The following is a 4,357-nucleotide window of genomic DNA, read 5'->3' on the forward strand; positions in this document are numbered from 1 at the left end:
ACCTGGTGCTGGCCCGCAGCGGCCCGGGCGCGCCGCGGCTGCTGTCGGCCGCCGACGCGCAGCCCGTCACGCTCGACCCCGTGGCCCTGCGCGCGGCCGCCGCGCGCCTGGTGCCCGGCGCCACCCTGACGGACATGCAGGTGCTGGACCGCTACGACTTCTACTACTACGGCCGCGACGAACACGCCATGCTCGGCCATATCGAAAAGCCGTTGCCGGTGTGGCGCCTGGTGTTCGACGACCCGCAGGCCAGCTGGGTCTACCTGGACCCGCTCACCGGCCAGGTGCTGGGCCGGCAGGACCGCGGCAACCGCGCCAGCCGCTGGTTGTTCGCCTTCCTGCACAGTTGGGACTGGACCGGCCTGCTGGCGCGCCGGCCGCTGTGGGACATCCTGCTGGTGTTCCTGAGCCTGGGCGGCGCGGCCCTGAGCCTGACCGGCGTGGTGATCGGCTGGCGCCGGCTGGGCCGCAAGCTGCGCGCCTGAAACCGCGCAGCGGCAAGGACAGGGCGGGAATGCACTATGCTCCTGCCTTGTCCCCGCACCATCGCAAGGAAAACGCCATGTCCGACGTCACCATTTACCACAACCCCAAGTGCGGCACTTCGCGCAACACGCTGGCCATGATCCGCAATGCCGGCATCGAGCCGACCGTGGTGCTGTACCTGGAAACGCCGCCCTCGCGCGCCGACCTGAAGGCGCTGTTCAAGCGCGCCGGCATCACCGTGCGCGACGCGCTGCGCGAAAAAGGCACGCCCTACGCCGAACTCGGCCTGGATGACGCCTCGCTGAGCGACGACGCCCTGCTCGATGCCATCGAGGCCCACCCGATCCTGCTGAACCGTCCCTTTGTCAGCACCCCGCTGGGCGCGCGCCTGTGCCGCCCGTCCGAACTGGTGCTGGACATCCTGCCCGCGCCGCAGCAGGGCGCCTTCACCAAGGAAGACGGCGAAGCCGTGATCGACGCCCAGGGCAAGCGCATCGCCAAGTGAGCGGCGTGCCGGCGGACGCGTCGTGTCCGCCGGAAAGTGCCACCGAAAGCCACATTCGCATCCAGAAGTAAATCCCGGGATCCGGCCACGTTTTGCAAGGGAATTGACGGCAAACCGGTCTACCATCGCGCCAATCGAAATAATTTCACTCCGATGACGTGTCATGGATTTCCTGGAACCTCTCAATCAGTCCCTGTTTCTCCTGATCAACGCAGATCCAGCCAGCCCCGGGTGGCGCATCCAGGCGGGCCTGTTCGTCGCCAATCGGCTGATCCTGCTGGTGCCGATCGTACTGGCCGCGCTCTGGCTGTGGGGCGCCCAGGCCCAGCGCGACCTGGCGCTCAAGGCGTTGGTCGGCATCGGCGCGGCGCTCTGCATCAGCTACCTGTGTGGCGCCCTGTGGCCGCATGCGCGGCCATTCGTGCTCGGGCTGGGCCAGGCCTTCTTCGCCCACAAGGCCACCTCATCGTTCCCCAGCAACCACACCATCATCATCGCCACGCTGGCGTTCACGCTGATCTTCGACCGGCGTTGGGCCGGCTGGGGCTATGCGACGCTGCTGCTGGCGGCCGTGGTCGGGCTGTCTCGGGTCTACCTGGGCGTGCACTTCCCGCTGGACATCGCCGGCGGCCTGCTGCTGGCGCCGGTGGCCGCCGGGCTGGCCGTGCCGGTCTGGCGCCGCGTCGGCGCGCCGCTCACGGCCACGTCGCAGGCCATCTACCGCAGGCTGCTGGCCCTGCCCATCGCGCGCGGCTGGATCCGCGCCTGACGGCGTCGATCCGGCGACCGCCCACCGCCGACGTGACGCGGGCATCCCGCCGCCGTTGCCGCCGCCTCAGGCGGCCCGCGCCAACGACGTGCCGCGCGCGGCGCGCCAGCGGGCCTCGTGCTCCAGCAGCCAGCGCTTGCGATGCAGCCCGCCGCCGTAGCCGGTCAGCGACGCATCGGCGCCGATGACCCGGTGGCACGGCACCACGATCCCCACCGGATTGGCCCCATTGGCCATGCCCACGGCGCGCACCGCCGATGCCCGGCCGATGCGCCCGGCCAGCACGCCATAGCTGACCGTGTCGCCCGGTTCGATTTCGCGCAGCGCGCGCCATACCTGGCGTTGGAAATCGGTGCCGCCCAGCGCCACCTGCAACGGGTCGATCGCATCGACCTGGCCATCGAAGTAAGCCAGCAACGCGCGGCTGGCCGCCGAGGCGCGCGCGGCATCGGCCACTTTCACCACGCCCTTGCCATACTGGCGGCGCAGCAGGGCATGCATGCGGGGTTCGTAATCCTCCCAATCGACGGCGCGCAGGCATTGCCCGGCGTCGGTCAGCACGAGCATTTGCCCGATGGGGGTGGCGACCCGTTCTAGGGTGAAGGTCTGGACAGGCATGGCGGGCTCCGGGTGCGGCGTTGACGCGTCCAATATAGGACGGCCGGCGGCATCGCGCTGGCGGATTCCGGACATGGCAATACGCGTGACAACAGTGTCCGAAAACCGCTAGATCATGACCGCCGACGGCGCTAGCATGGGCCGCATGAACCTCGACCATGACGCCTGCTACAGCGCCATCCGCGTGCGCGACGCCCGTTACGACGGCCGCTTCTTCACCGCCGTCAAGACCACGCGCATCTACTGCCGCCCGGTCTGCCCGGCGCGCACGCCGCTGTCGCGCAACGTCGTCTTCTACCCCACGGCGGCGGCCGCGCAGGAAGCGGGCTTCCACCCCTGCCTGCGCTGCCGCCCGGAAACCGCGCCCGCCGCCGGTCGCACCCGCGATTTGCCCGACAGCGTCGCGCGCGCGCTCGGCCTGATCGAACTCGGCGCGCTCGACGATGCCGGCGTCGACGCCCTGGCCGCGCGCCTGGGCGTCGGCGAGCGCCAATTGCGGCGTCAGTTCCGCCAGCACCTGGGCGCATCGCCCGTGGCCGTGGCGCAGACCCGGCGCGTACTGCTGGCCAAGCAACTGATCCACGAAACCCGCCTGCCCATGGCCGAGATCGCATTCGCGGCCGGCTTCGGCAGCATCCGCCGCTTCAACGAGATCTTCCTGGCCCTGTTCGGCCGCGCTCCGGGCGAACTGCGCCGCTCCGGCAAGCCCGACGTCTCGGCCGGCCCGCAGGGCGAAATCAAGCTGCTGCTGCGCTACCGCCCGCCCTACGACTGGAGCGCCATGCTCGACTTCCTGCGCGTGCGCGCCATCCCCGGCATAGAACGGGTCACGGCCAACAGCTACACGCGCACCATCGGCCTGGACGGCGCCCAGGGCACCGTGCGGGTCGAACCCGGCGCGGGCAACGCGCTGCAGGCCACCGTCCGTTTTCCCCAACTGCATGCCCTACCCACCATCATCGCCCGGCTGCGCCGCGTTTTCGACCTGGCCAGCGACCCCGCCGCGCTCGCGGCCCAACTGGCCCAAGATCCCGTCCTGGCCGCCCTCACCGCCGCCCGCCCGGGCCTGCGCGTGCCCGGCGCCTGGGACGGCTTCGAACTCGCCCTGCGCGCCGTCCTCGGCCAGCAGATCACGGTGAACGCCGCCATCAAGCTCGCCGGCAAGCTCGTCGCCGCCCACGGCCACCCCCTGGAGCAGCCCGACGGCGATCTGACCCACCTGTTCCCGACGCCGGCCGCCATCGCCCACGTCGACCTCGCCTCGCTCGGCATGCCCCGCAGCCGCGCCGCCACCCTGTCCGCCGTCGCCGCCGCCGCCCTGGCCGACCCGCAGCTGTTCGACACCACCGACAGCCTCGACACCGCCGTCGCCCGCCTGCGCGAAATCCGCGGCGTCGGCGAATGGACCGCCCAATACATCGCCCTGCGCCAACTGCGCGAACCCGACGCCTTCCCCGCCTCCGACATCGGCCTGATCCGCGCCCTGGAAAAACTCGAATCCCGCGAATACACCCCCGCTCAGATCCTGGCCCGCGCCGAAGCCTGGCGCCCCTGGCGCGCCTATGCGGCCCAGCATCTTTGGGCGGAATATTGAAAAAGCCGGATGGCGTTACGCAATGCGGGAAGACGCCAGCCCGTACGATCAGGCAAGCAAGCTCAGGAGATGAAATCGGAAGGAAGAGGGAGCGCCGAGCCACGAGGCAGTGACGTCGAGAAAACCAACGCATGACGCAGTACGACAACTAAAGCGTCCATGGCATCGACAGCGCCAAGCACTAAATCAATGGCGTTCCACCGCGCCCGCAGAACGAGACCACGCCTATCCAGCAAAAAAAAACCTTCAGCGCGCCCCTCTCCGCAAGCGCGCAGCGCACACCGTTCCGACGCAATCAATTGCGTATGCCACAACCGGCCGCGCACGGCGTCCGTTCCCATATAACCCTCTGACGCTGCCGACGACCTACACGTGGTGAGCGTAT

General features: G+C 69.7%; 6 protein-coding genes. 4 read left to right on the plus strand and 2 right to left on the minus strand.

The window, feature by feature from the left end; all coding sequences use genetic code 11:
• From AC6LKG_RS26255 to AC6LKG_RS26265, 3 genes are all read left to right on the plus strand, one after another.
• Positions 1-485 (plus strand): PepSY domain-containing protein (locus tag AC6LKG_RS26255; RefSeq protein ID WP_498169866.1); only part of this gene is annotated, 485 nt, incomplete at its 5' end.
• A gap of 77 nt (positions 486-562) precedes the next feature.
• A complete protein-coding gene (arsC, locus tag AC6LKG_RS26260) occupies positions 563-991 on the plus strand; it encodes an arsenate reductase (glutaredoxin) (RefSeq protein WP_498169868.1) in 429 nt (142 codons plus the stop codon).
• A 163-nt stretch (positions 992-1,154) separates the two neighbouring features.
• Positions 1,155-1,760, plus strand: a complete 606-nt coding sequence (locus tag AC6LKG_RS26265; protein ID WP_498169870.1) for a phosphatase PAP2 family protein — start codon at positions 1,155-1,157, stop codon at positions 1,758-1,760.
• Between the two features lie 66 nt (positions 1,761-1,826).
• On the opposite strand, the gene AC6LKG_RS26270 is transcribed toward AC6LKG_RS26265, so the two are convergent.
• Complete coding sequence (locus AC6LKG_RS26270) at positions 1,827-2,378, minus strand: methylated-DNA--[protein]-cysteine S-methyltransferase (RefSeq protein ID WP_498169873.1); 552 nt, start codon at positions 2,376-2,378, stop codon at positions 1,827-1,829.
• A gap of 145 nt (positions 2,379-2,523) precedes the next feature.
• On the opposite strand from AC6LKG_RS26270, the gene AC6LKG_RS26275 reads away from it, so the two are divergent.
• Complete coding sequence (locus AC6LKG_RS26275) at positions 2,524-3,972, plus strand: AlkA N-terminal domain-containing protein (protein WP_498169876.1); 1,449 nt, start codon at positions 2,524-2,526, stop codon at positions 3,970-3,972.
• A gap of 62 nt (positions 3,973-4,034) precedes the next feature.
• On the opposite strand, the gene AC6LKG_RS26280 is transcribed toward AC6LKG_RS26275, so the two are convergent.
• On the minus strand, positions 4,035-4,357 hold a 323-nt coding region (locus tag AC6LKG_RS26280; RefSeq protein WP_498169879.1), incomplete at its 5' end, for a hypothetical protein.

This window comes from Achromobacter sp. 46006 (assembly GCF_059761975.1).

Coding starts and splice junctions, on each gene's coding strand:
- arsC (WP_498169868.1), top strand. CDS start 563: ATGTCCGACGTCACCATTTACCACAACCCCAAGTGCGGCACTTCGCGC.
- AC6LKG_RS26270 (WP_498169873.1), bottom strand. CDS start 2,378: ATGCCTGTCCAGACCTTCACCCTAGAACGGGTCGCCACCCCCATCGGG.
- AC6LKG_RS26275 (WP_498169876.1), top strand. CDS start 2,524: ATGAACCTCGACCATGACGCCTGCTACAGCGCCATCCGCGTGCGCGAC.
- AC6LKG_RS26265 (WP_498169870.1), top strand. CDS start 1,155: ATGGATTTCCTGGAACCTCTCAATCAGTCCCTGTTTCTCCTGATCAAC.